This window comes from Sphingopyxis sp. (genome assembly GCF_965227415.1).
GTDB lineage: Bacteria > Pseudomonadota > Alphaproteobacteria > Sphingomonadales > Sphingomonadaceae > Sphingopyxis.
This window is the reverse complement of record NZ_OZ245749.1, coordinates 3,519,976-3,542,917: the sequence shown is the minus strand read 5'-3', so window position 1 is coordinate 3,542,917 and position 22,942 is coordinate 3,519,976. Positions and strand designations below refer to the sequence as shown.

At 63.3% G+C, this 22,942-nt stretch carries 22 protein-coding genes and 1 tRNA gene; 9 read left to right on the top strand and 14 right to left on the bottom strand.

All coding sequences use genetic code 11. The features are described 5' to 3' along the window. Positions 1 to 184: 184 nt before the first annotated feature. A complete protein-coding gene (locus ACO055_RS17250) occupies positions 185 to 1,180 on the top strand; it encodes an MBL fold metallo-hydrolase (RefSeq protein WP_422060067.1) in 996 nt (331 codons plus the stop codon). 3 nt (positions 1,181 to 1,183) lie between these two features. On the opposite strand, the gene ACO055_RS17245 is transcribed toward ACO055_RS17250, so the two are convergent. Continuing rightward, positions 1,184 to 2,026: an SGNH/GDSL hydrolase family protein gene (locus ACO055_RS17245; RefSeq protein ID WP_422060066.1), complete on the bottom strand. Its 843-nt coding sequence runs from the start codon at positions 2,024 to 2,026 to the stop codon at positions 1,184 to 1,186. Next, the gene (locus tag ACO055_RS17240) at positions 2,023 to 2,592 is read right to left on the bottom strand and encodes a sugar phosphate isomerase/epimerase family protein (RefSeq protein WP_422060065.1); all 570 of its coding nucleotides are present in this window, start codon (positions 2,590 to 2,592) and stop codon (positions 2,023 to 2,025) included. Before ACO055_RS17240 ends, ACO055_RS17245 begins: the two co-directional genes overlap by 4 nt. A 173-nt stretch (positions 2,593 to 2,765) precedes the next feature. Here ACO055_RS17240 and istA (ACO055_RS17235) point away from each other — a divergent pair, with 173 nt between their 5' ends. Both istA (ACO055_RS17235) and istB (ACO055_RS17230) read left to right on the top strand, forming a co-directional pair. After that, positions 2,766 to 4,280 carry an IS21 family transposase gene (gene istA / locus ACO055_RS17235; RefSeq protein ID WP_422059577.1) on the top strand — a complete coding sequence of 505 codons (1,515 nt, stop codon included), beginning with the start codon at positions 2,766 to 2,768 and terminating at the stop codon, positions 4,278 to 4,280. Further along, the gene (gene istB, locus ACO055_RS17230) at positions 4,267 to 4,995 is read left to right on the top strand and encodes an IS21-like element helper ATPase IstB (protein ID WP_095385564.1); all 729 of its coding nucleotides are present in this window, start codon (positions 4,267 to 4,269) and stop codon (positions 4,993 to 4,995) included. Before istA (ACO055_RS17235) ends, istB (ACO055_RS17230) begins: the two co-directional genes overlap by 14 nt. A 110-nt stretch (positions 4,996 to 5,105) precedes the next feature. Here the strand turns inward: istB (ACO055_RS17230) and ACO055_RS17225 are convergent, their stop codons facing one another. After that, on the bottom strand, positions 5,106 to 6,632 hold the full coding sequence (locus ACO055_RS17225; RefSeq protein WP_422060064.1) for a DUF6538 domain-containing protein: 1,527 nt from the start codon (positions 6,630 to 6,632) through the stop codon (positions 5,106 to 5,108). Positions 6,633 to 6,724: 92 nt separating this feature from the next. Continuing rightward, a tRNA-Arg gene (locus tag ACO055_RS17220) sits at positions 6,725 to 6,801 on the bottom strand. Positions 6,802 to 6,872: 71 nt separating this feature from the next. Here ACO055_RS17220 and ACO055_RS17215 point away from each other — a divergent pair. Both ACO055_RS17215 and ACO055_RS17210 read left to right on the top strand, forming a co-directional pair. Continuing rightward, entirely contained in the window at positions 6,873 to 7,622 is a 750-nt protein-coding gene (locus tag ACO055_RS17215) for a queuosine precursor transporter (protein ID WP_422060063.1), read from the top strand. A 5-nt stretch (positions 7,623 to 7,627) separates the two neighbouring features. Beyond that, positions 7,628 to 8,014 carry a hypothetical protein gene (locus ACO055_RS17210; protein WP_422060062.1) on the top strand — a complete coding sequence of 129 codons (387 nt, stop codon included), beginning with the start codon at positions 7,628 to 7,630 and terminating at the stop codon, positions 8,012 to 8,014. Here ACO055_RS17210 and purQ read toward each other — a convergent pair. Next, a complete protein-coding gene (gene purQ, locus ACO055_RS17205) occupies positions 7,976 to 8,641 on the bottom strand; it encodes a phosphoribosylformylglycinamidine synthase subunit PurQ (RefSeq protein WP_422060061.1) in 666 nt (221 codons plus the stop codon). The genes ACO055_RS17210 and purQ overlap by 39 nt on opposite strands. A 14-nt stretch (positions 8,642 to 8,655) precedes the next feature. Next, a complete protein-coding gene (purS, locus tag ACO055_RS17200; protein WP_422060060.1) occupies positions 8,656 to 8,886 on the bottom strand; it encodes a phosphoribosylformylglycinamidine synthase subunit PurS in 231 nt (76 codons plus the stop codon). A gap of 179 nt (positions 8,887 to 9,065) precedes the next feature. Here purS and ACO055_RS17195 point away from each other — a divergent pair, with 179 nt between their 5' ends. The 3 genes from ACO055_RS17195 (at position 9,066) to ACO055_RS17185 (ending at position 10,469) form a co-directional block, all read left to right on the top strand. Beyond that, positions 9,066 to 9,239: a (2Fe-2S)-binding protein gene (locus ACO055_RS17195; protein WP_422060059.1), complete on the top strand. Its 174-nt coding sequence runs from the start codon at positions 9,066 to 9,068 to the stop codon at positions 9,237 to 9,239. A 100-nt stretch (positions 9,240 to 9,339) separates the two neighbouring features. Further along, a complete protein-coding gene (bfr, locus tag ACO055_RS17190; RefSeq protein ID WP_422060058.1) occupies positions 9,340 to 9,822 on the top strand; it encodes a bacterioferritin in 483 nt (160 codons plus the stop codon). Positions 9,823 to 10,049: 227 nt separating this feature from the next. Further along, positions 10,050 to 10,469: an addiction module antidote protein gene (locus ACO055_RS17185; protein WP_422060057.1), complete on the top strand. Its 420-nt coding sequence runs from the start codon at positions 10,050 to 10,052 to the stop codon at positions 10,467 to 10,469. A gap of 181 nt (positions 10,470 to 10,650) precedes the next feature. On the opposite strand, the gene istB (ACO055_RS17180) is transcribed toward ACO055_RS17185, so the two are convergent. The 7 genes from istB (ACO055_RS17180) to purC form a co-directional block, all read right to left on the bottom strand. After that, positions 10,651 to 11,379 carry an IS21-like element helper ATPase IstB gene (istB, locus tag ACO055_RS17180; RefSeq protein ID WP_095385564.1) on the bottom strand — a complete coding sequence of 243 codons (729 nt, stop codon included), beginning with the start codon at positions 11,377 to 11,379 and terminating at the stop codon, positions 10,651 to 10,653. Then, positions 11,366 to 12,880, bottom strand: coding sequence for an IS21 family transposase (gene istA, locus ACO055_RS17175; RefSeq protein WP_422059577.1), 1,515 nt, complete (start codon positions 12,878 to 12,880; stop codon positions 11,366 to 11,368). The genes istB (ACO055_RS17180) and istA (ACO055_RS17175) overlap by 14 nt, the downstream gene beginning before the upstream one ends. Before the next feature lie 623 nt (positions 12,881 to 13,503). Beyond that, positions 13,504 to 16,395, bottom strand: coding sequence for a M16 family metallopeptidase (locus tag ACO055_RS17170; protein WP_422060056.1), 2,892 nt, complete (start codon positions 16,393 to 16,395; stop codon positions 13,504 to 13,506). Positions 16,396 to 16,496: 101 nt separating this feature from the next. Continuing rightward, positions 16,497 to 17,333: a sterol desaturase family protein gene (locus tag ACO055_RS17165; protein ID WP_422060055.1), complete on the bottom strand. Its 837-nt coding sequence runs from the start codon at positions 17,331 to 17,333 to the stop codon at positions 16,497 to 16,499. After that, a complete protein-coding gene (locus ACO055_RS17160) occupies positions 17,333 to 17,974 on the bottom strand; it encodes a methyltransferase family protein (RefSeq protein ID WP_422060054.1) in 642 nt (213 codons plus the stop codon). Before ACO055_RS17160 ends, ACO055_RS17165 begins: the two co-directional genes overlap by 1 nt. 115 nt (positions 17,975 to 18,089) lie before the next feature. Beyond that, positions 18,090 to 19,229: a diguanylate cyclase domain-containing protein gene (locus ACO055_RS17155; RefSeq protein WP_422060053.1), complete on the bottom strand. Its 1,140-nt coding sequence runs from the start codon at positions 19,227 to 19,229 to the stop codon at positions 18,090 to 18,092. A gap of 69 nt (positions 19,230 to 19,298) precedes the next feature. Further along, positions 19,299 to 20,075: a phosphoribosylaminoimidazolesuccinocarboxamide synthase gene (gene purC, locus ACO055_RS17150; protein WP_422060052.1), complete on the bottom strand. Its 777-nt coding sequence runs from the start codon at positions 20,073 to 20,075 to the stop codon at positions 19,299 to 19,301. A 236-nt stretch (positions 20,076 to 20,311) separates the two neighbouring features. On the opposite strand from purC, the gene ACO055_RS17145 reads away from it, so the two are divergent. After that, a complete protein-coding gene (locus ACO055_RS17145; protein WP_422060051.1) occupies positions 20,312 to 21,235 on the top strand; it encodes a crotonase/enoyl-CoA hydratase family protein in 924 nt (307 codons plus the stop codon). 40 nt (positions 21,236 to 21,275) lie between these two features. Here the strand turns inward: ACO055_RS17145 and ACO055_RS17140 are convergent, their stop codons facing one another. Then, positions 21,276 to 22,907 (bottom strand): alkaline phosphatase D family protein, encoded by a 1,632-nt coding sequence (locus ACO055_RS17140; protein ID WP_422060050.1) that lies wholly within the window; start codon positions 22,905 to 22,907, stop codon positions 21,276 to 21,278. Between the last annotated feature and the right edge of the window lie 35 nt (positions 22,908 to 22,942).

The following is a 22,942-nucleotide window of genomic DNA, read 5'->3' as shown; positions in this document are numbered from 1 at the left end:
TCATCCTGAACAGAACCGGCTTTGCCGATCGGCACGGGCGCTTTGCCGCCCGTTTCCGGGCCACTTCCGACAGCCAGACCACTCCATGCGATTGTTGTGCCGCGCAGAAAATGGGATATGCAAAGAGCGTGACGAGATTTGCGCATCATCCCTCCGTTAAGCGCCAGCTGAGGGCGCATCGTTGATGCGGCGATATGTCAAATCGCTTCTGATCGTCGTCGCCACGCTGATGGCCGGCGGCTCGGGCTGGATTGCGTGGCAGCTCGGAAGCCCCGACGCACCACCGGTATCGCGGCAACTGCCCGTCGCAATGTCGCCGTCGTCGGCATTGCGGGCGCAGTTCTTTGGCGCGACCACCCTGCTCCTGCGAGACGGCGACCATGCCGTGATGATCGATGCGTTTCTGTCGCGCCCGGGCATGCGCGATGTGCTGTTCGGTACGATCAGCCCCGACGCCACTCGGATCGATGACGCGCTGACGCGCGCGAGGGTCGGCAAGATCGACCTGCTGTTCGTTACCCATTCGCATTACGATCACAGCCTCGACGCTGCTGCGATCGCACGGCGAACAGGCGCAACAATCGTCGGCTCGCCTTCGACGCAACAGATCGCATTCGGTGGCGGCGTCGCCGCCGAACGTACACGGCTGGTCAAGCCGGGCGAGAGCTTCAACGCCGGCGATTTTCGCGTCACCGTCTTTCGATCGCTTCATTCACCGGGCGACCGCATTCCCGGTGTGATCACGGGACCAATCCATCCGCCCGCGACCGCACAAGATTATAAAAATGGTGGAACCTACGCATATCTGGTCGAACATAGGGGGCTGCGCATTCTGGTCCACGCCAGCGCCAATTTTCTGCCGGGCATGTATCGCGGGGTGAAAGCGGACATTGTCTTCCTCGCAATCGGCGGGCTCGGCGCTCAGCCAGCCAGTTTCGTGGACCGCTATTGGCGCGAGACGGTCCAGGCGACCGGCGCACAGCTGGTGATCCCGACGCATTGGGACAATTTCCTGCGCCCGCTAGACGGCCCGTTCGTGCCGCTCCCGCGGCTGATGGACGACGTCCCTGCCGCGATCACGAAGATAGATCGCCTCGCGCAGCGGGACGGCGTGACGGTCCGCACCATGCCGCCGATCGCGCCTGTCGACATCGTCGCTGCGCTTCCCGCCCGCCACTGAAGCCTATTCGTGTGCCGCAAGCGCCCGCCTGGCGAGCGGCGCCATGACCTGATAGCCGGCGTGATTGGGGTGGATGCCATCGAAGGTCAACATGGGCTGCAGGGCGCCGTCGCGCGTCGTGAGCGAACCATGATAATCGAGATATCCGAGCTTCTCGGCCGCGGCATATGCCTTTAGCCACGCATTGAGCTCGGCGACCCGCGGCGCGGGCTGAAGCTCGGGTTTCCATGCGAAGCGCGCCGCCGGCGGGATGGAAGCCAGGACGACCTTGATGCCGTTCGCCTTGGCGAGCGTTACCATCGCGCGGATGTTGTTCTTGTAATCCTCGACCGCGTTCGGCCCGCTGTTGCCCGCGATATCGTTGGTGCCGGCCATGATGTGAACCAGCTTTGGCCTCAACGCGACGACGTCGGCCTGGAAGCGCAGCAGCATCTGCGGCGTGGTTTGCCCGCTGATGCCGCGGTTCACGATACCGCCGCTGAAGAAGCCGGGATCGTCGAGCCCCCAATTCTGGGTAATCGAATCGCCCATGAAGACGACTCGGCGACCGGAGGCTGGCAGCGCAAGCAGCCGCGCATTGTCGGCGCGGTAGCGACAAAGATCGGCCCAATCATTCTTGCGCGCCTCAAGATTGGCTTGGCGATAGGCAGCAAGCTCAGGCGGGGGCGGCGGAATCGTCGCGGTCTGGGCAAGCGCCGAGATCGTATGGATATAGGCCTTCACTGGTTCAGGGATTTGCGGCGTCAGGCCTTCGCAGGGGTTTGCGACCATCCCCACCGGTAACGTCTGCGCCGAAGCGGTCGACGCGCCAGCCAGCATCGCGAGAAGAAGCGCGCAGCGCATCATCCCGCTACGCCTGACAGATAGGCAAAATTGTCGCGCAACGATTCGAGTGCGGGACGCGTGTAAGGCGCTTCCTGTTCGACGAAGAAACGTTCGATTCCAGCGGTGTGCGCGGCGGCGAGCAGCTTCGGCCAGTCGATGATACCGCGCCCGACCTCGGCCGGATCCATTTGGAGCAGCACGTTGGGCTCGTTCGTCGCCGCCACGTCCTTGACGTGCAATGCGCTGACCCGCCCCTTGTGGCGCCGGATGAAATCGGCCGGGTCCACCCCCGCCGCCACGGCCCAACCGCAATCAAGCTGAAACGAAACGAGCGCGGGGTCGGTATGCGCGACGAGAAAGTCCATCGCGGTCCCCTCGCCGAGCGGGATGAATTCGTTGCTGTGGTTATGAAAGCCGAAGCGAAGCCCGCGCGCCTTCAGCTTCGCGCCCTTGTCATTCATATAGTCGGCAGTCCAACGCCAGTCGCCTTCGGTCATGCGCGCGGTGACGCCGCTCACCATCTTGCGGACATCCTCACCGGGATCGAGCTTCATCGGCAGATGCGGCGGCGTGACGAAAAGCGGCATGATGACGGTATCAAAACCGATAATGCGTGCTTCTTCAGCGAGCGTATCGAGGTCATCGTTGAGGATCAGCGTGCAATAGGCACCCCCGTCGGGGGGTGATCGGCGTGTAAAAAGGACCCCTTCATCCCGAGGATTTAGGCGGCTGACTGGTTTGATCAGTTGGCGAGAACGGGATGTTGGTAGTGGAGACAGTGGTTCGGATTCGGCGTGAGCATGCGTCTGGGAAGGCGATCAAGGCGATCGCCCGTGATCTTCGGTTATCGCGCAAGGTGGTCCGGAAGGCGATCCGGTCGCCGGAGGCGGTGTTCAACTACCAGCGCACAGTCCAGCCTTTACCGCGGATTGGCCCCTATCAGGAACGGCTCGATGTGCTTCTCGAGGAGAACGAGGCGCGAGGTCGCCGCGACCGGCTGCGGATGACGCGTATCCATGATCTGCTTGCGCGCGAAGGGTTCGAAGGTTCTTATGATGCGGTGCGCCGCTATGCGGCGCGCTGGCGTGTGACGCGCCGGAAGGATGCGGGCGAAGGTGCTCCGGCCTTCATCCCGATGACCTTCCATCCTGGCGAGGCTTATCAGTTCGACTGGAGCCACGAGGATGTAGAGATCGCCGGCAAGCCGATGCGGGTAAAGGTTGCGCACGCTCGTCTCTGCGCATCGCGCACACCTTACGTCCGGGCCTATCCGCGTGAGAGCCAGGAGATGCTGTTCGATGCTCATGCTCGGGCGTTCGCTTTCTTCGGCGGCGTGCCCCGGCGCGGTATCTACGATAATATGAAGACGGCGGTGACGAGCGTGTTCGCCGGTAAGGAGCGCGTGTTCAACCGCCGCTTCCTGATCATGACCGATCATTACATGGTCGAGCCGACGGCCTGCTCACCAGCAGCGGGATGGGAGAAGGGCCAGGTTGAGCAGCAAGTCCAGACGATCCGGGGCCGCTTCTTCCAGCCGCGGCTTCGGTTCGCCAGCCTAGCCGAGCTCAACGGGTGGCTGGAGGCGGAGTGCCGACGCTGGGCCGAGCATCACGCCCATCCCGAGCGCAGCGACATCACCGTCGCCGAGGCGCTGGAGATGGAACGACCGGCCCTGCAGCCGATCCTGGCACCGTTCGACGGCTTCCATGAGAGCGAGCACGCCGTCACCGGAACCTGCCTCATCAGCTTTGATCGGAACCGCTACTCGGTCATGTCGACGGCCGCGCGCCGGACCGTGCAGGTGCGTGCCTATGCCGATCGTATCGTCATCCGTTGCGGCGAAGAGATCGTCGGGGAGCATGAGCGCCACTTCGGTCGGAACCGCACCATTTACGATCCTTGGCATTATCTGCCGGTCCTCGCGCACAAGCCCGGCGCGCTCCGTAATGGCGCGCCGTTCCAGGACTGGGATCTGCCGCCCGCGCTGCATCGATTACGGCGAAGGTTGGGCGTCGGGGACGAAGCAGATCGCAGGTTCGTGCGGGTCCTCTCGGCGGTGCTCACCGATGGTCTGGAGTTGGTCGAAGCTGCCACGCGCGAAGCGCTGGCGACCGGAACGGCCAGCGACGAGCTGATCCTCAACATCCTCTCGCGGCACAGCGAGCCGGCGACGCCCCATAGCATCGTCACCTCGGAAGACCGGATGCTGCGCCATCCTCCGGTTGCCGACTGCGCTCGCTATGATCTGCTGCGAGGCTATGATGCAGCGGCATGATATGATCGATACGATGCGTGGCCTTGGCCTCAAGGGTATGGCTGCGGCGTTCGACGAGGCCGTCACCACCGGCCTCCAACGCAAGCGCACCATTATGGAGATACTGACCGACCTGCTCCGCGCTGAAGCGACCCACCGGGATGCAGCCTCGATCCGTTATCGCATGACGGCGGCCAGGCTACCCGTGGTGAAGGATCTGGAGCGGTTCAGCTTCGACGGCACTCCGATCAATGAGGAGATGATCCGGTCCCTTCATGATGGCTCCTTCCTGCCATCCCGGCGCAATATCGTGCTTGTCGGCGGCACGGGGACGGGGAAGACCCACCTTGCCATCGCGATCACCGCCAATGTCGTGCGAAGAGGCGCTCGCGCCCGCTACTTCAACACCGTCGATCTGGTGACACGCCTCGAAGAGGAGACCCGGATCGGCAAGGGCGGGACCCTGGCGGCGCAGCTGTCGCGGCTCGACCTGATCGTGCTCGACGAGCTTGGATATCTGCCGTTCGCACGCTCGGGAGGGCAGTTGCTGTTCCACCTCATCAGCAAGCTTTATGAGCGCACCAGCGTCATCATCACCACGAACCTCGCGTTCGGCGAGTGGCCTACCGTCTTCGGCGATCCCAAGATGACCACGGCGCTGCTCGACCGCGTCACCCACCACTGCGATATCGTCGAGACGGGCAACGATAGCTGGCGCTTCAAAAACCGCAGCTGACCGCCACCTTCGCCGCCTTCAAAAATCTATCTTGCGCTGCGTGCGCCTCCGGTCGGGCTACGCCCGACCTCCGCCGCACGCAGCGCAAGGCTCACCTCAACAAACCCCCATCATATCCGCAAGGGGGTCCTTCTTCGACGCCGATCGGGGGTCCCGTTTGAACGCCGTTTGACACTGCGGACTTTTCGCGAGAACCATTTCGATGTTCCGTCTCCCCATTTTCCAAGACGATCGCGCTTCACATCAGGGAAAAGTTGGCTGCGACCGTTCTTACGAGCCTCGACAACGAAATCCCAAAATCCGAGTTCCAGCAGACGCTGATGCACAGGCACAATCCGGCTCTTTCCTCCCTTTATGCTCCTGTCGCTAGGTCGATGAGCAAAGTTGAATGCGAAAACGCCTTCAACCTCGATCATTTCATCGACTAACTGACCACAGATTTCCGTCAGCCTAGCGCCTGTGAAAAGGCTAATGAGGGGCGCCCAGTATCGAGATGGGTTGTCACCTTTCGGATCATAGCGAGCGTTCCACGGCTCAGCGGCAAATATTGCCTTGAGATGATCAACCGAGAACGGATCACGCTTTTCTGACGGGTGGACCGGATCGCTCACCTCCACTTTGGCCATCGGATTGCCCACAATCCAACCTTCGTCCCGCCCAAATCTAATCACCGCGCCCAATTTGTTCAGATGGCCATTAATTGTTGCGGGACCAATAAGCGGAAGGTCGAGACTTTCGCCAATGGCGATGACATCCTCGATTGGGCGGCCTTTTGTCGCTGGGAACTTTTGATAGTTTGCGGGAATGCGCGACAGGATCGATCGGACGTTACGGCAAAAATCCTTGTCCACTTCTGCTACGGATGTTTCGCGACCACAAATCTCCTCAAGCACGCGTATAATAATCACATAATTCTTCTTGGTCGAGCCGGACCAGCTGCCACTGCGTTCGGCAACAAACTTGTCTATCAAATTCCCAAGACTTTTTCTTTCGGCGGAGGATTTCGGTGGCTTTGGCCCGAACAATGGATCGATATTTTCATCCCTGCCCAAGTTCACCTCAATGAACCTAATTTCATTCCGGTAAGTCTGTATTTTTGCTCGCAACAAGGTTCTACACAGAAACTCGAACGACGGATGATTTCGGCCGATGTCCCAACCAACTTCTTCGCTTAGCCAAATGGCGTCGGCCGCCACCGCATACCAAGCATCTTGTTCAAACGCATCCAGCAGGCTTTCGAGGATGACTTTGAAACCCTCCGCTCTGCTCAGTCGAGCACGGGGGTTCTCGCCCACCGGATCAGCGACCTTGCCCCGCATCGATGTCGCCATGCGTTTGAAATGGGCATAGCAAGCAGCTTCGATACGCGCATGATCGATCGCAACAGGGGCCGGATCAGGAGCCTCCATTGTGCGGCCGTTGCTGTTGCGGGCCACGCTTATCGCGCCAAGGCACTCTGCGACGAACGCATGATATTTTCGTTTCGCGACATTGCCATCGCCGCCAAAAGACCGCTTGAATTCAGACTTGCCTATCTGCGCACGTACATCCCGCGGGATCTGCACTCTGGCAACATATCTCGTACCACGTAGATAAAGATACGGATGTCCGGATACTCGCTCCCAAGCTGCCTTCATAATCCCCCCTAGGACCAATTTTAGGACCAGAGCGGCAGTCGAAAGTCAATAGTTCCCGTAGTTTGTTGCAATGCGGTGCGTTCTAAGAAAATTGGCGCGCCCGGCAGGATTCGAACCTGCGACCACCCGCTTAGAAGGCGGGTGCTCTATCCAGCTGAGCTACGGGCGCGTGCACAAGTCTGTGGACGCGGCGAATAGCGTGGTTTGCGCCGGCCGCAAAGCACGTTAAGCAGCGATGCGATGACCGATGCTCCGACCGCCTTCACCAAGCCTGCGCCCGTTGCCGCGTCGGCCGTCCGTCATTTCCGCTATTACGACCTCATCATGGCGGCGTTCGTCGCGATCCTGTTGCTCAGCAACATCATCGGCGCGTCGAAGCCGAGTTACATCGTCCTTCCGAACGGCGACCAATGGGCGTTTGGTGCCGGCGTGCTCTTCTTCCCGATCAGTTACATCATCGGCGACGTCCTGACCGAGGTTTACGGTTATGCCCGTGCGCGCCGCGTGATCTGGACGGGATTCGCCGCGCTGGCCTTCATGGCGTTCATGGCATGGGTCGTCGTGTCGCTGCCGCCGGCCGAGGGCTGGCCGGGGCAAGCGAGCTATGAATTCGTGTTCGGCAACAGCTGGCGCATCGTGCTTGCATCGATGACCGCCTTTTGCGTCGGCGAATTCGCCAACTCCTATGTCCTGGCGCGGATGAAGATCTGGACCGGCGGACGTAAGCTGTGGGCGCGCACGATCGGGTCGACGGTGGTTGGCCAAGGGCTCGACAGCCTGATTTTCTACCCGCTCGCCTTTTACGGGCTTGCCGGATGGCCGCCCGAGCAGTTGGTGCAGGTCGTGCTGTCGCAATGGTTCATCAAGACTGCCTGGGAAGCCGCGCTGACCCCCGCAACCTATGCGGTTGTCGGAACGTTGAAGCGCCGCGAAGGTGTCGATGTGTTCGATGAAGGCACCGATTTCAATCCGTTCGGCGCCAAGGTCTGACTTCGATGACATTGATAGAATTGGCCTCCTTGTTCGAGGCGCGGAAAGGCTCGGTCATCGACGCCACCGGTCTCGATAAGGACGCGCTGCACATCTATTTCGGGCTGGCGCTATTCCTGCTGGTCCGGTTGGCGTGGCGGCTGCGCGGCGGCTGGATCGCGGCGTGGGTCGCGGTCTTCGTCATGGCATGCGGCGGCGAATGGCTCGACATCACCGCCGAAATCAATCGTTCGTCGATTCAGCCCGATCCCGCGCACTGGCACGACGTCTGGAATACCCTGTTCTGGCCGACGGTGCTGTTGCTGGTCGGACGCTGGCTGCAGCCGGCATCAACCGGGCCGGAGGATAGGGTCTCAGGCCAAAACCCCGAGCGCCGCCTCGAACAGGCGTAGCCCGTCGGTGCCACCGTGCGCGCGGTCGATCGCGCGTTCAGGGTGCGGCATCATGCCAAGGACGTTGCCCGCATCGTTGAGCACGCCCGCGATATTGCGTGCCGACCCGTTGACGCCGTCGGCATAGCGGAACGCGACGCGTCCCTCGCCCTCGATCCGGTCAAGCGTGTCGAAGTCGGCGAAATAATTGCCGTCGTGGTGCGCGACCGGAATGTCGATCGCCTCGCCAGCCGAATAGGCGGCGGTAAACAGCGACTGGCTGTTCTCGACGGTCAGCGGCACGGTTCGGCAGACGAAGTTGAGCCCTGCGTTGCGCATCAGCGCGCCGGGCAGCAGCTGCGCTTCGGTCAGCACCTGGAAGCCGTTGCACACGCCGAGCACCGGCACGCCGCGCCCCGCAGCGTCGGTGACCGCGGCCAGGATCGGCGACCGCGCCGCCATCGCGCCCGAGCGGAGATAGTCGCCGTATGAAAAGCCGCCGGGCAGCGCAATGAAGTCGGTGCCTTCGGGAAGCTCGGTTTCGCGGTGCCACACCATCGCGGGCGCTTTGCCGGTGACGGTTTCGAGCGCGACGGCCATATCGCGGTCGCAGTTGGAGCCGGGAAAGACGATGACGGCGGTCTTCATGGATGTTGATCCCTTCAGGCGCGCTGGATGCGATAGTTTTCGATCACCGTGTTCGCGAGCAGCTTGGCACACATCGCGTCGAGATCGGCATCGCTGACGCTGTCGGCGACTTCGAGTTCGATGAAGCGGCCGGCGCGAACGTCGGCGACGCCGCCGAATCCCAGTCCTTCGAGGGCATGATGGATCGCCTTGCCCTGCGGATCGAGCACCCCCGGCTTGAGCGTCACATAGACATTCACTTTCATCGGGCGGACCTTTGCTGCGCAGCTTGGGAAGATGGGCGCGCCTATGCCCGCGAATCACTTTTCGGGCAAGGGCTGGAGCGGCGAAAAAGTCGCTGTTCGGATTGCGAACCAATCGCATCTTTCTTGTTGCGAATCCGTCGCACTATCCCTACATCAGCCTTGTTGAGAAGGATTCGCACATGGTTGTCTGTGTCTGCAACGCGATAAACGAAAGCCAGCTGCGCGACGTCGCGCGGAGTGGCCAATTGCGGTGCGCCAAGGCCGCCTATGCGCAACTGGGTCGCAAACCCAAATGCGGCCAGTGCCTGTCATTCGCTCGCAATATCATCAGCGACGTCGCCGCGACCGCCTGATTTTTCTTGGATTTCCGCCATTTTCGACCTTGGCCTGACGGGGCCTGGGCCTGTATGATGCGCGCATTCCGATTCCAAGAAAAATGACAGGACAGACACCATGAAGGGCGACGAAAAAGTCATCGATTTCCTCAACGAGGCGCTCAAGAACGAGCTGACCGCGATCAACCAATATTGGCTGCACTATCGCATGCTCGACAATTGGGGCGTCGCGCGCCTTGCGCATTTCGAGCGCGAAGAGTCGATCGACGAGATGAAGCATGCCGACAAGCTAGCCGACCGCATCCTCTTCCTTGGCGGCCTTCCCAATTTTCAGCTGCTCGGCCGGCTGCGCGTTGGCGAAACGGTCGAGGAAATCCTCAAGGCCGATCTTGCGATCGAGGAAGAAGCGATCCCGCTGCTGCGCGACGCGATCGCGCATAGCGAAACCGTTCGCGACTATGTCAGCCGCGACCTCTTCTCCGAGATCCTCGAAAGCGAAGAGCATCATGTCGACGAACTGGAAAAGCAGTTCGAGATGATCGAGCGCATGGGAATCGAAAATTATATCCAGCTCCAGTCGAAGCCGGTCAGCGAAGACTGACAGCGACTCGAGACGGCGGGGGGGCTCGTCCACAGCCTAAGCCGTTCAAATCAGGGGCACCTTCGGGTGCCTCTTTTTTCGCTTGTATTTGCGACTAATTCTCAATAGCACAGTCGGGCGGTCCCCTCCTGCCGGCCGCTGCACCATAAAGCGATGCTTTATAGCGGCCGGCATCTTTTTCGGCACCGGAGCGGGACCAAGGACAATGCGCCGATTTGGGAGGCTTCATGCAGAGCAGCGAACTGGTCCGTCGATTTACGCAACAGCCGCTGGTTCGCGACTTGCCCACCGATGCAGCGCAGGCGGTCCTCGCGCTCCGCTATTGCATCCTCTGCCGCCGCAGCGAACGCGACCCGATGCCCGAACTCGAACGGCGCTGGGGCAATATCCTCGCGGCGCGGCGGTTCCGCCTGGTGGTCGAAGCGATCGGGCATGTCTGGCCCGACCCCTTCGCCGTCGCCCCGCCCTGCTGCCCGCAGGTCAGCTTCGACGAAGCGCTGCTCGCCGCAATGGTCCGCGCTGCGGCAGCAGGCGAACGGGTCCAGTTCGACTATCTGACCGGTGAGATGCTGGGCAGCGACGCGCGCGCGATGTTGTTTGCCGCGCTGGAGAATTTCGTGCGCGCGCGGGCGCCGGGGCGCGTCTAGCCGAGGGTGTCAAACGGCGTTCAAACGGGACCCCCGATCGGCGTCGAAGAAGGACCCCCTTGCGGATATGATGGGGGTTTGTTGAGGTGAGCCTTGCGCTGCGTGCGGCGGAGGTCGGGCGTAGCCCGACCGGAGGCGCACGCAGCGCAAGATAGATTTTTGAAGGCGGCGAAGGTGGCGGTCAGCTGCGGTTTTTGAAGCGCCAGCTATCGTTGCCCGTCTCGACGATATCGCAGTGGTGGGTGACGCGGTCGAGCAGCGCCGTGGTCATCTTGGGATCGCCGAAGACGGTAGGCCACTCGCCGAACGCGAGGTTCGTGGTGATGATGACGCTGGTGCGCTCATAAAGCTTGCTGATGAGGTGGAACAGCAACTGCCCTCCCGAGCGTGCGAACGGCAGATATCCAAGCTCGTCGAGCACGATCAGGTCGAGCCGCGACAGCTGCGCCGCCAGGGTCCCGCCCTTGCCGATCCGGGTCTCCTCTTCGAGGCGTGTCACCAGATCGACGGTGTTGAAGTAGCGGGCGCGAGCGCCTCTTCGCACGACATTGGCGGTGATCGCGATGGCAAGGTGGGTCTTCCCCGTCCCCGTGCCGCCGACAAGCACGATATTGCGCCGGGATGGCAGGAAGGAGCCATCATGAAGGGACCGGATCATCTCCTCATTGATCGGAGTGCCGTCGAAGCTGAACCGCTCCAGATCCTTCACCACGGGTAGCCTGGCCGCCGTCATGCGATAACGGATCGAGGCTGCATCCCGGTGGGTCGCTTCAGCGCGGAGCAGGTCGGTCAGTATCTCCATAATGGTGCGCTTGCGTTGGAGGCCGGTGGTGACGGCCTCGTCGAACGCCGCAGCCATACCCTTGAGGCCAAGGCCACGCATCGTATCGATCATATCATGCCGCTGCATCATAGCCTCGCAGCAGATCATAGCGAGCGCAGTCGGCAACCGGAGGATGGCGCAGCATCCGGTCTTCCGAGGTGACGATGCTATGGGGCGTCGCCGGCTCGCTGTGCCGCGAGAGGATGTTGAGGATCAGCTCGTCGCTGGCCGTTCCGGTCGCCAGCGCTTCGCGCGTGGCAGCTTCGACCAACTCCAGACCATCGGTGAGCACCGCCGAGAGGACCCGCACGAACCTGCGATCTGCTTCGTCCCCGACGCCCAACCTTCGCCGTAATCGATGCAGCGCGGGCGGCAGATCCCAGTCCTGGAACGGCGCGCCATTACGGAGCGCGCCGGGCTTGTGCGCGAGGACCGGCAGATAATGCCAAGGATCGTAAATGGTGCGGTTCCGACCGAAGTGGCGCTCATGCTCCCCGACGATCTCTTCGCCGCAACGGATGACGATACGATCGGCATAGGCACGCACCTGCACGGTCCGGCGCGCGGCCGTCGACATGACCGAGTAGCGGTTCCGATCAAAGCTGATGAGGCAGGTTCCGGTGACGGCGTGCTCGCTCTCATGGAAGCCGTCGAACGGTGCCAGGATCGGCTGCAGGGCCGGTCGTTCCATCTCCAGCGCCTCGGCGACGGTGATGTCGCTGCGCTCGGGATGGGCGTGATGCTCGGCCCAGCGTCGGCACTCCGCCTCCAGCCACCCGTTGAGCTCGGCTAGGCTGGCGAACCGAAGCCGCGGCTGGAAGAAGCGGCCCCGGATCGTCTGGACTTGCTGCTCAACCTGGCCCTTCTCCCATCCCGCTGCTGGTGAGCAGGCCGTCGGCTCGACCATGTAATGATCGGTCATGATCAGGAAGCGGCGGTTGAACACGCGCTCCTTACCGGCGAACACGCTCGTCACCGCCGTCTTCATATTATCGTAGATACCGCGCCGGGGCACGCCGCCGAAGAAAGCGAACGCCCGAGCATGAGCATCGAACAGCATCTCCTGGCTCTCACGCGGATAGGCCCGGACGTAAGGTGTGCGCGATGCGCAGAGACGAGCGTGCGCAACCTTTACCCGCATCGGCTTGCCGGCGATCTCTACATCCTCGTGGCTCCAGTCGAACTGATAAGCCTCGCCAGGATGGAAGGTCATCGGGATGAAGGCCGGAGCACCTTCGCCCGCATCCTTCCGGCGCGTCACACGCCAGCGCGCCGCATAGCGGCGCACCGCATCATAAGAACCTTCGAACCCTTCGCGCGCAAGCAGATCATGGATACGCGTCATCCGCAGCCGGTCGCGGCGACCTCGCGCCTCGTTCTCCTCGAGAAGCACATCGAGCCGTTCCTGATAGGGGCCAATCCGCGGTAAAGGCTGGACTGTGCGCTGGTAGTTGAACACCGCCTCCGGCGACCGGATCGCCTTCCGGACCACCTTGCGCGATAACCGAAGATCACGGGCGATCGCCTTGATCGCCTTCCCAGACGCATGCTCACGCCGAATCCGAACCACTGTCTCCACTACCAACATCCCGTTCTCGCCAACTGATCAAACCAGTCAGCCGCCTAAATCCTCGGGATGAAGGGGTCCTTTTTACACGCCGATCACCCCCCGACGGGGGTGCCTATTGCACGCTGATCCTCAAGCCGAGGGCAGCTTTGGGCCGGGAAGCAGCCGTTTTCATGCGCCAAAGTTCAGTAAAGTTCAGCCCTATGGCGCACCCCCGAACAGGTTCTGCCGCCGGCCGGACGCACGGGGCCGTCGCAGCTCGCGCAAACCGGGCGGCAACCGTTCTTATTCACCGAGGGAAAGAGCCAGGATCGACGCTGGCATAGCGGGATATTGTAGGAAAGGCCTTTTTTTGGCTGCGGCTTGGGGGTGGTTTCCAGCCATTCGTCATCGCGGGCTCGACCCTGGATCCATTCGCGCGACGGCAGCCGTGGAGCTCGGGTCGAGCCCGCGATGCCGACGGAAAAATCCGCCCCATTTGTGGGGAGGTGGCAGCCGCTCGGCGGCTGACGGAGAGGGCTCGCGTCCTTGCGCAACATTGCTTCGGGCCGCCACCCCCGTCCACCACCCTTCAGACGGTGCCCCTCCCCGTTCGGAGGAGAATCTGGAGTGCCGCCTTCGGGTCAATATCCGACGCTCCCGGCCTATTTTGCCGCCTTGTCGCTGACCGCCTTGATCACCAGCGCCTTGTCGTCGGCCAGATAGCGCGCCGCGAGCGCTTGCAGCTCGGCGGGTGTCACGCTCTCGACGATCGCGATGCTCTTGCGGCTGCGGTCGAGCCGGTCGGCGCGGGTCGTCGCTTCGCTGACATAGGGCAGCCAATAGCTGTTTTCGCGGCGCGCCTTGGTCATGGCTTCGAGCAGCGGTTTGCGCGCGCGTTCGACCAGATCGGCATCGACCGGCTTGTCGCGAAGTTCCTTCGCGATGCCAAAGATCGCCGCGCGCGTCGTCGCGATATCCTTATAGTCGATGTTGCTGGCCGCGAAGAGATGGCCATAGCCGGGGAATTCATCCGACAGGCTTGCCCCTGCGCCCGGGCTGTAGCTTTCACCCAGCTTTTCGCGCAATTCTTCGGTCAGCATCAGCTGCATCACGCGCGAGAGCAGGTTGAGCCGCATCGTCTCGGTCAGGTCGCTGTCGTCGCGCGCGGGCCAATAGACGCGCAGTTCGGCCTGCTCGGCGGGTCCCTTGTGGATCAGCGTGCGCTCGCTGCGGTCGGCGGCATAGTCGCGCACGCGCGCGGCGGCGCGCGGATCGAAGGCGGCGCGGCGCGGCGGCAGCGCACCAAACGTCGCGGCGATCGCATCGATTGCGGCCTTTTCGTCGATATCGCCGACGACGCCGATCTCGATCGCGCCATGCGCGAAACTGTCGGCGATGGCAGGTTTCAGTTGTGCCCAGTCGAGCGCCATCATCTTGTCGAGCGGCGGCGTCTGCGCGCGCGGATCGTCGTTCGCGAGGATTCCGCCGACGTCACGACCGAGCACCGCCGCGGGCGTCGCGTCGTTCGCGGCATATTGCTGCGGCAGCGCGCGGCGCAAAAGCGCGAGACCGTCGGCGCGATAGCCGGGATGAGTGAGAAACGCCGCCATCAGCTTGGCTTGCAGCGCGAAATCCTCGGGTGAGGTCAGCGCGCTGCCGCCAAAGGCGTCGGTGCCCGATCCCAGGACCGGGCTGACCGTCTTGCCCGCCAATATGGTGCGCAGTTCGTCGAAACTATGCGCCTCGAGCCCGCCGACGAGAAGCGATCCAGCCAGCGCAACCCTGGTCGGATCCTCGCGCGTCGCGAGCAGCGAACCGCCATCGACGCGCAGCGACAGATAGACGCGATCCTTCTGGAAATCGGTTCGCTTGATATTGAGCATCACATTGTTCGCGAAGCGAACGCGGCGAATGCCAAGGTCGGCGACGAGGTTGTCGCTCACGACCTTTCCTGGCTTGCCGAAATTGTCATAGGCAAAGGCGGCGCTTTGTTCGGCGGCCGGCGCCGCTACCGCGACCTGCTGCGACGCCTTGAGCGCCGCGAGGATCGCATTGGTACCGCCCTCGATCGGCGTTTTCGTCGCAACGCGCGCCACCGGTGCGCCAAAACCTTCCAACCGCTTGCGGAACGCCGCGGTGACGGTGTCGGCGTTGAGTTTCGGCGCCTCGGCTTCGAACAGGGCCTGCCCGGTTTCGGGCCGCGTGAACACATAATCGCCGTCAGCCGCATCGACGAGCGCGTCGGCGAGACCATCGCTGCGCCGCGTCGTCACGCCCGCGACGGCATTCTTGAACGCCGTGCGGCGATTGGCGAGCTGCTCGTCGACCTCGGCCTGGGTGAAGCCATGCTCGGCGGCGCGGCGCATTTCCTGCTCGACGAGGGCCAGCGCGTCCTTCCACGCGCCTTCCTTGGCGATCGCGCCGACAGTGATCTGGTCAAACGTCTTCCAGCCTTCGGCATCGCTAAAATAGCCCGCGAGGATCGGCGAATTTTCCTGAAGCGCGATCTTGGCGAGGCGGCGGCCGACGATCGCTTCGCCGACTTCCTCGGCCAGGTTGCGCGCGCGCTTCGCCTGGGTGTCAGGCTCGATCACCCACGGTTTGAAGGCCGAGATGGTGACCGAATCCTGGATCGCGGGATCGACGAAATCGTCGGCCGCCACGGCGCGCTGATAGTCGAGATTGCCGATATCGGGATCGGCCCCCGCCACGCCGCGGCCTTTCCAGTCGCCGAACCGCGCCTTGATCCTGGCTTCCACGGCCGCCGGGTCGAAATCGCCGACCATCACCAGCGTCGCGCGCTCGGGCCGATAATAGCGGTCATAGAGATCGCGAAGACGCGTCGCGGGGGCCGTCTTGATCACTTCTTCGGTGCCCACCGGAATGCGGATCGCAACCTTCATCCCCTGCATCTGGAAGTCGAGCTGGTCGATCAGGCTGCGCAGTTGATAGGTATCGCGCGCGCGCCGTTCGGACAGGATGATGCCGCGTTCGCGATCGACTGCGGCGGGGTCGATCGTGAGCTCGCCCGCGGTTTCGCGCATCAGCATCAGGCCGGTGTCGATCATGTCGTCCGACGCGTTCGGCAGGTCGAGCTTGTACACCGTCTGGTCGAAGCCGGTCGACGCGTTGGTATCGGCGCCGAACGCCAGTCCCTTGCGCTCGAGAAGCTTGATCATCTCGCCCTCGGGGACATGCGTCGACCCGTTGAATGCCATATGCTCGAGGAAATGGGCGAGCCCACGCTGATCGTCGGCCTCGGCGAAACTGCCGACGTCGAAACGCATGCGCAGGATCACGCTGTCCTTGGGCGTGCTGTTCTTCAGCAGCGCATATTTCATTCCGTTCGGCAAAATGCCGAAGACGATGTTCGGGTCGACCGCCACATCGCTCGCGGCGAAGTTCCATGCCTGCGCGGCGGCAGTCTGGGGATTGGCGGGCGCCGCGACGGCGGGCTTCGCACTCTCTGCGGCAGCAACCGGCGAGGCGATCACAGCGAGAAGGACGAGGGGCGACAGCACGGTCGAAGCGTGCCGGAGCGGGTGCAATTTCATGCGCTTGGTGTGGCCGCCGCCGCCCGGACGGTCAAGCCGCGCTCAGCGATGGCGCCGACGCTTTCGACAGACGACATGACGGCGCGATCAGCCGCCTGTGGCTATGCCGCCTGCTGTTCGGGCGTCGGCGGCGCCTCCGGCACTGCTCCGCGGTCGGCGCGAAAGGGGTAGAGCATCTGCTGGACATAGGAGCCGGGCAGCGTTTCCCCGATGCCATAGCGCGCCGGCATCCTGCCCGCAGGCATGTTGGCGGTGCCGAACAGCAGGTCCCAGATCGGCAATTGGCCGGCAAAATTGCGGTCCCAGGCGCCCGGTTCGTTGGCGTGGTGCCAGTGATGAAAGGCCGGCGACGCGACGATCCAGCCCAGCGGCCCAAAGTCGATCCGGACATTGGAGTGGAGCAGCAGCGCGTGCCATTTATAGAGCAGCAGCGACATCCCGATCGCCGCGCCCGAAAAGCCGAGCATGAAACAGGGAACCAGCGAAAGACCCTTGGTCAGAATCTGATCGACCGGGTGCACGCGATGCGCCGCGAGCCAGTCGAGGTCCTCGATACTGTGGTGCACGGCGTGGAACCGCCAGAGGAAGGGCACGGCGTGGAACAGGCGATGGATCGCGTAAAACACGAGATCGGCGACGATGATCAGTTCGATCACCTGCAGCCAGACAGGCTGGGCAGCAACGGCGCCCCGGAATGCGTCGGGCAGCAGCGTCTGTCCCGCCGCGAGCGAAAGGGCGATGAGAAGCATGATCCCGATCCCGATGGGGATGCGGTTCAGAAAGAGATAGAGCGTGTCGACCGTCCAGAAGCGGCGCAGCAGCGGCTGTTCGCGACGGCGCGGCAGCAACCGTTCGAGCGGCACGAAAATCAGCGCAATCAGCAGCACGCCCTTCAGGTCGAGGAAACCGGACAGAAGGTCGAGCATCGCCGCGGCCATCAGAAGATGAAGGGAAACAGGCGGTATCGGACCTTGCGCGACAGCTCCTGATAGGCCGGATCGGCGATCAGGACGCGTTCCTCGGCGACGAGGCGCGCGATATTGAGCGTAGTTGCGAGCGAATAGACCATCAGATTCCAGAGCGTCGGACCGCTGAGCAGGAAGCCGATGTGAGTCATTGCATAGCCCGCGTACATCGGGTGACGCACAAACCGATACGGTCCGCTCACCTTGACGCCGCGATTGGCGGCGATGACGCCGAAGCTGCGGCGCAGCGTAAGCTTGGCCCAGAGCTGGACGAATACGCCCAGCACCATCAGGAATCCGCAAAAGGCGACGGGCAGAAGCGGGTTGTCACCCGCCGGAGCGACGAGCATCGCCGCCAGCGTGCCGGCAAATCCGAGCAGCCAGTCGATGGGGCGAAGCGAAATCTGCATCGTCGGGCGGCGGAACAGAACGAAGAAGACGACGCAGCTTTCGGCGAACAGCAGCAGCCAGTTTTGATAATGGGCGGTCGCGATGGCCGCGGGGATCAGCCGCAAGGCCAGTCCGCCGAGCAACAGAACGACGATGACTTTTTCGACGACGTCCCAATTGACGCGAGAACCCGGCAATTTGGCGCCGCCATCGATGATCTGCATAGTGCCGGCCCCCAACTGATCCAGACAATTCCGATAGCCAGAATCTGGTTACCAAAGCAATAATTTTGCCCGAACTATGCAGCGATTTCGTCGCTTTTCCGCAACGGACGCGAGTTTACCCGGCCCGGCTTTGGACCGTAGCCGCGCCAACGCGATCGGCAGCCTTGGCCGCGTAGAGCGCGCGATCGGCTGCCTCGAACAGCCGCCGGCTCGTCGTCCCGTTCTTTGGCCAGGTCGCAAAGCCGATGCTGGCGCCGACGCCGATCGACTGCTCGCTGATGCGATAAGGCGCAGCGAGCGAGGCCAGGATGTGATCGGCGAGCGAGGTGTTCAGGAGCGCCGATCCCGCGGGCACCAAGATCGCAAACTCGTCGCCGCCCTGCCGAGCGACCATCGCGTGTTCGCTGCAGGCGCCGCGCAGCCGTTCGGCGATTTCGCAAAGCAACTGGTCTCCGACCGCGTGGCCGTGCCGGTCGTTCACCGGCTTGAATCCGTCCAGATCGAGCAGCGCGATGGCGAAGGGGCGATCGATTGTCGCATCGGCGATTTCCTCGCTCAGCCGAACGTCGAAAGCGCGTCGGTTCGGAAGGCCGGTGAGCGGATCGGTATGCGCCAGCTCGCGCATCTGGCGCTGGAGGCGGAGCAGGTCGACGAGCTGGCCGTGTTGCTGGATCACCATGCGGAGAAGGAACAAGGTCGCCAGGACAAGGCTCGCCCCCGCCGCAAACTCGGCCACGATTCCCGACGTCAGCATCAGCAGCGAGACCGGGACAAGCCCGATCCCCAGATTGACGAAGGTCGCGAAACGGATCGACGACAGGCAATAGGCCGTCGCGAGCGACCCCATCGCCATGATCATGCCGTAATAGCTATGCGCAGCGGGGGGCGCCGCGAGCCAGTTGATCACCGCCCACGCGCTGCACATGCTGGCCATGACGCCCGACAACCAGGTTGCCTCGACGATCATCCGACGCGCGCGACGGGGACTCATGCGGCGGCCGCGATTGTGCATCAGGAACAGGAAGCCGAACACGCCGACGATCGCGAGAACGACGGGAAAGCCGATGCGGACGGCGGGATGGACCGTATCGACACCGGCATAGATCGCGGTGGGCGTCGTGGCGGCGAGCAGAAGAAAAAGCGCGGGGGTCAGCGTCTCGATACGCTGCGCGCGCAACACCGCGACATCGTCGCGGATGTCGTCGGGCACCGGCGGAAAGACCCGCGTGCGCAACCAGTGATAAACCCCCGTCATCCGGCAGGGGTAGCAAGTCATGGTAAATCAAGGCTTAAGCATGGGGCGCATTATCGCGCGCCCACGGGCTCAACTCTTTTTCTTGCGATGGCTTTCGAGGTCGAGAACGGCATTGTCGCCACCCTCGGGCAGCAGACCGAGACGGCGCGCGACTTCCTGATAGGCTTCGACCTCGCCGCCGAGATCTCGGCGGAAGCGGTCCTTGTCGAGCTTTTCGTTCGTCGCCATGTCCCACAGGCGGCAGCCGTCGGGGCTGATCTCGTCGGCCAGAATGATGCGGCTGAAATCGCCTTCATAAAGGCGTCCGAATTCAAGCTTGAAGTCGACCAGACGGATGCCGACCGCGGCGAACATGCCCGACATGAAGTCGTTGATGCGGATCGCCATGTCCTGGATGTCGTGAAGCTCGTCCTGGCTGCACCAGTTGAAGCAGGCGATATGCTCCTCGGCGACGAGCGGGTCGCCCAGCGCATCGTCCTTGTAGCAATATTCGATCAAAGTGCGGGGAAGCTGGGTGCCTTCTTCGATCCCGAGCCGCTTCGACAGCGTACCCGCAGCGACGTTGCGCACGATCACTTCGATCGGCACGATCTCGACCTGGCGGATCAGCTGCTCGCGCATATTGAGGCGGCGGATGAAATGCGTCGGCACGCCGATGTTGCCGAGCAGCGTAAAGACATGCTCCGAAATCCGGTTGTTCAGCACGCCCTTGCCGTTGATCGTACCGCGCTTCTGCGCGTTGAACGCGGTCGCGTCATCCTTGAAATACTGGATCAACGTGCCGGGTTCGGGACCCTCATAGAGAATCTTCGCTTTGCCTTCGTAGATCTGGCGGCGACGGGCCATGGGCGCAAACTTTCTGTCGGAACCAAATGAATGGCCCCGGCGGGAACGACTCAAACAAGAGGCGCGCGCCGGGGCGGTCGGGGGGCCTATAGCGGCAAAGCAGGGACACGTCATCCCCGGCATGACTTTGCCGCAGGCGGATCTATCTTTACGTTTACGTCAACTAGAGCTTGCGCTTGCGCGCGCCGCTTGCAACCATGGCCGTAACGGCAAGTCCAGAGAAGCAGGAGAGTGAGATGAGCTATAACGAGATTCGCCTCGACAAGCATGAGGGCATCGCGCTGCTGACGCTCTACCGCCCCGAACGGATGAACGCCTTCACCGCCGACATGATGGCCGAGATCATCGCCGCGCTCGACGATTGCGACGCCGACGACAGCGTCCGCGCGGTGATCTTCACCGGTCATGGCGAAAAGGCCTATTGCGCCGGCGCCGATCTGGGATCGGGCGGCGACACCTTCGATTATGACAAGCGCGCCGACAAGCTGCGCCAGCTCCCCACGGGCATGTCGGCGAGCCCGGTGGCCGAGGACGGCACGATCAACTGGTCGCACCCGCTGGTCCAGGACGGCGGCGGGCGCGTGTCGATGCGGATCTTTGCCGCGAAAAAGCCCGTCCTCGGCGCGATCAACGGCGCCGCAGTCGGCATCGGCGCGACGATGACGCTGCCGATGGACGCCCGTCTGGCGAGCGATACCGCGCGCTACGGCTTCGTCTTCGCGCGCCGCGGGATCGTGCCGGAGGCGGCGTCGAGCTGGTTCCTCCCGCGCCTCGTCGGCATCGCGAATGCCGTCGACCTTTGCTATTCGGGGCGCCTGATCTCGGCAGCCGAGGCGCATGAAAAGGGGCTCGTCCAGTCGGTCCACGCGCCGGGCGCGCTGATCGACGCCGCGATCGCCAAGGCGCGCGAGATGACCGCCGACAGCGCCCCGGTATCGGTCGCGCTCACCCGCCATATGCTCTGGCGGATGATGGGCGCGCCGCATCCGATCTATGCGCACCGCTGGGACAGCCGCGTGATCTTCTCGCGCGGACGCAGCCCCGACGCCGCCGAGGGGGTGACGAGCTTCCTCGAAAAACGTCCGCCGAACTTCACCGCTAGCGTCGCGAACGATTATCCGTGGTTCGACGAATTCGAGGACGCGCCGCCGTACAGCTGAACCCTCGGAACCCCTCCCCGTGGCGACACCATGGGGAGGATCAGGCGGCGTCGTACCGCTTTCGCCCTCGCGTCGCGGTCATGCGATGCGAGCTCGACAGCTTGAGATCATGCTCGCGGATCGACGCGACATTGTGCCAGTCTGCCGTCACGCGATCGGGCGTCAGGCCGACGGTGACATAGCCGCGGTCCTGCGTGTTCGCCCATTTAAGCTGCGGCGACGATGCGCGCAGCGCGGCAGTGCGCACGGCGTCGGAAATGCCGCGCGTATAGCTTTCGAACCCCGGCGATGTGACGCTGTGCCCGCCGATCTCGATCCCGGCGGGCCGGCCGCCGTGGGTCAGGTCGAATGCCCACGCATTGTGGCTGTCGCCCGACAGGGTCACCAGGTCGGCATCGGCGCGCTGCGCCGCGGCGAGCAGCCGATCGCGTGCGGCCGGATAGCCGTCCCAGCTGTCCATGTTGAGCGGCAGCCGCGCCTTGGCCGCGAGCTGTGCGATCTCGACGCGGCGCTTCACATAGTCCGGCTGGTCGGCGCCGAACCAGTTGCGCGATTCGGGCGGCGTGAACAGCGATCCCATCACGATCTGCTGCGCGCAGACCTGCCAGCGCGTTCCCGCCTTCACCGAATCGGCGAAGCCGCCGAACAGCCATTGCTCCTGATCGGCACCCATCAGTTGGCGCGCCGGATCGCGATAATCGGTTTCGGCGAACTGCTTCAGCGTCGCCGCAACGTCGGCCTTTCCTTTCAGGATATCGCCCAGCTCGAAAGGCTTGTCGCGCGCCGTGACCCGCGTTTCGGGAAGGAAGATCGTCGCCAGATCGCCGACCTGATAGTGGCGCCAGCGCGTCTCGGCGACGGGCATCCACTCGTTGTGCGCGCGCTCGGCGGCGGCCGCGCGGTCGGTCCAGCTCCCCTCGCCCTCGTCATGATTCTCGGCGCCGCCCTTCCACGCGTCGTTGGCGAATTCATGATCGTCCCACTGCGCGATCATCGGGAACAGCTGGTGCAGCCGCTGAAGATCCGGATCGGAGCGGTAAGAGGCATAGCGCAGGCGATAGTCGGCCAGCGCGACAATCTCGTGCGTCGGCTGGGCCAGCCGGCCGGGCAGGATGTCCTTGAGCGCGGGATAGTCGCCGACCTTATATTCATACAGATAGTCGCCGACATGCACGACAAGGTCGATGTCGCCGCGCGCCGCGGCGTGGCCATAGGCGTTGAACCACCCGAACGGCATGTTCGCGCACGAAAACAGCGCGAGATTGAACGCGCCGGTCGGGCCTTGCGGCAGGGTGCGCGTGCGTCCGATCGGCGATTGGGCGCCGTCGGGCGCGACGAAGCGATAGAAATACCAGCGCCCCGGCTGGAGCCCGTCGACCGCAAGCTTCGCCGTATGATCCTTGTCGCCTTCGGCGGTGACGCTGCCGCCGCCGACGACGCGCGCAAAATCCGAGGTTTCGGACACTTCCACCGTCAACCGCGTGTCCGACGGCGCGGCGTAGCGCGTCCAGAGCAGGATGCTGTTCGGCCCCGGCTCGCCGCTGGCGACATTGTGCGTAAAGCCTTGCGCCGCCATCGCCTTCGCCGCGCCCGGCAGCGCCAGGGCGGCGAGCCCCGCAGTGCCGAGCTTGATGAGCAGGCGGCGATCCATTTCGCCCCAAAGCTGATGCATGGCAGTCCTCCGTTGCGCCGGCTTTTGCCGGGCTT

What these genes read in the sequence shown, in the direction of transcription:
- ACO055_RS17245 (WP_422060066.1), bottom strand. Translation starts at nt 2,026, where the DNA reads ATGATGCGCTGCGCGCTTCTTCTCGCGATGCTGGCTGGCGCGTCGACC.
- istB (WP_095385564.1), top strand. Translation starts at nt 4,267, where the DNA reads ATGCAGCGGCATGATATGATCGATACGATGCGTGGCCTTGGCCTCAAG.
- ACO055_RS17165 (WP_422060055.1), bottom strand. Translation starts at nt 17,333, where the DNA reads ATGGCCGCGGCGATGCTCGACCTTCTGTCCGGTTTCCTCGACCTGAAG.
- bfr (WP_422060058.1), top strand. Translation starts at nt 9,340, where the DNA reads ATGAAGGGCGACGAAAAAGTCATCGATTTCCTCAACGAGGCGCTCAAG.
- ACO055_RS17195 (WP_422060059.1), top strand. Translation starts at nt 9,066, where the DNA reads ATGGTTGTCTGTGTCTGCAACGCGATAAACGAAAGCCAGCTGCGCGAC.
- ACO055_RS17145 (WP_422060051.1), top strand. Translation starts at nt 20,312, where the DNA reads ATGAGCTATAACGAGATTCGCCTCGACAAGCATGAGGGCATCGCGCTG.
- istA (WP_422059577.1), top strand. Translation starts at nt 2,766, where the DNA reads ATGTTGGTAGTGGAGACAGTGGTTCGGATTCGGCGTGAGCATGCGTCT.
- purQ (WP_422060061.1), bottom strand. Translation starts at nt 8,641, where the DNA reads ATGAAGACCGCCGTCATCGTCTTTCCCGGCTCCAACTGCGACCGCGAT.
- purC (WP_422060052.1), bottom strand. Translation starts at nt 20,075, where the DNA reads ATGGCCCGTCGCCGCCAGATCTACGAAGGCAAAGCGAAGATTCTCTAT.
- ACO055_RS17160 (WP_422060054.1), bottom strand. Translation starts at nt 17,974, where the DNA reads ATGCAGATCATCGATGGCGGCGCCAAATTGCCGGGTTCTCGCGTCAAT.
- ACO055_RS17215 (WP_422060063.1), top strand. Translation starts at nt 6,873, where the DNA reads ATGACCGATGCTCCGACCGCCTTCACCAAGCCTGCGCCCGTTGCCGCG.
- ACO055_RS17155 (WP_422060053.1), bottom strand. Translation starts at nt 19,229, where the DNA reads ATGACGGGGGTTTATCACTGGTTGCGCACGCGGGTCTTTCCGCCGGTG.
- ACO055_RS17240 (WP_422060065.1), bottom strand. Translation starts at nt 2,592, where the DNA reads ATGCCGCTTTTCGTCACGCCGCCGCATCTGCCGATGAAGCTCGATCCC.
- ACO055_RS17250 (WP_422060067.1), top strand. Translation starts at nt 185, where the DNA reads ATGCGGCGATATGTCAAATCGCTTCTGATCGTCGTCGCCACGCTGATG.
- purS (WP_422060060.1), bottom strand. Translation starts at nt 8,886, where the DNA reads ATGAAAGTGAATGTCTATGTGACGCTCAAGCCGGGGGTGCTCGATCCG.
- ACO055_RS17185 (WP_422060057.1), top strand. Translation starts at nt 10,050, where the DNA reads ATGCAGAGCAGCGAACTGGTCCGTCGATTTACGCAACAGCCGCTGGTT.
- istA (WP_422059577.1), bottom strand. Translation starts at nt 12,880, where the DNA reads ATGTTGGTAGTGGAGACAGTGGTTCGGATTCGGCGTGAGCATGCGTCT.
- istB (WP_095385564.1), bottom strand. Translation starts at nt 11,379, where the DNA reads ATGCAGCGGCATGATATGATCGATACGATGCGTGGCCTTGGCCTCAAG.
- ACO055_RS17170 (WP_422060056.1), bottom strand. Translation starts at nt 16,395, where the DNA reads ATGAAATTGCACCCGCTCCGGCACGCTTCGACCGTGCTGTCGCCCCTC.
- ACO055_RS17140 (WP_422060050.1), bottom strand. Translation starts at nt 22,907, where the DNA reads ATGCATCAGCTTTGGGGCGAAATGGATCGCCGCCTGCTCATCAAGCTC.
- ACO055_RS17225 (WP_422060064.1), bottom strand. Translation starts at nt 6,632, where the DNA reads ATGAAGGCAGCTTGGGAGCGAGTATCCGGACATCCGTATCTTTATCTA.
- ACO055_RS17210 (WP_422060062.1), top strand. Translation starts at nt 7,628, where the DNA reads ATGACATTGATAGAATTGGCCTCCTTGTTCGAGGCGCGGAAAGGCTCG.